This is a genomic window from Chromohalobacter sp. 296-RDG, from assembly GCF_029889885.1.
Taxonomy (GTDB): Bacteria; Pseudomonadota; Gammaproteobacteria; order Pseudomonadales; family Halomonadaceae; genus Chromohalobacter.
Map to the genome: position 1 here is coordinate 1 of NZ_JARANY010000271.1, position 906 is coordinate 906.

The following is a 906-nucleotide window of genomic DNA, read 5'->3' on the forward strand; positions in this document are numbered from 1 at the left end:
TCTGCCGACGCATCAGGTCTATGCCAATATCAGCACTTCTTTTGAAACACCCACATTCTCTGAATTTGCCAATCCTTCCGAAGCGGGTGGCTTTAATCCGAGCGTGGAACCGCAGAAGGCATGGAGCCGTGAAATCGGATTGCGGGGCAATTTCGACAGTGGCGTGGACTATGATTTAGCACTATTTTCGATTCGAACGAGTGATGAGCTTATCCCCTATCAGATTGAAGGGGATCCGAATGAGCGCACCTACTACCGCAACGCCGGGGACACTTCACGGGATGGCGTTGAGCTGGCGCTGGGCTGGCAGATGACGCCAAGCTGGCACCTCGATAGTGCCCTAACGCTGGCTAAGTACGAGTTCGATGAGTATGGCGTTCAGGGAGACCATTACGGCGGGAACCGTATTCCCGGCCTGCCGGAGCAAACCTGGGTGAACCAGCTCTCCTGGCAGGGGCTCGATGAGCGTTTTGCAACGCTCGAGACGCAATATATCGGCGACATGGTAGCGGACGACGCCAACGAGGTGGAGGTCGATGACTATTGGTTGGTCAATCTACGCGTCGGCGATGGCTGGCACCTGGGCGGCGATACTGTGCTCAAGGGCTACGTCGGCATGCGCAACCTCTTCGATCGCGAGCATTTCGCCAATGTGCGTCTCAATGGAAGCTATGGGCGCTATTTCGAACCGGCGCCGGGACGTACCGTCTATGCTGGAATGGAAGTCGCGTTCTAAACGCGTCGCGACATTCGCTCACTGGTGCGTCGCTTCGGCCAGTGGATAAGTGGATCGAGAATCAGAAAGCGAGGGAACCTATGCGTTATCTATTTGCGGTGATGGGAACCGCGCTGCTGCTGGCGGGGCTCACTGGCTGCACGGTCAATACCCATAGCGACGGCCATCGT

The 906-nt window shown here is 56.6% G+C and carries 1 protein-coding gene; it reads left to right on the top strand.

The genetic code is table 11. The annotated features are described in order from the left end of the window. A partial coding sequence (locus OP495_RS18470; RefSeq protein WP_280571234.1) for a TonB-dependent receptor occupies positions 1 to 736 on the top strand: 736 nt, incomplete at its 5' end. Positions 737 to 906: the final 170 nt, after the last annotated feature.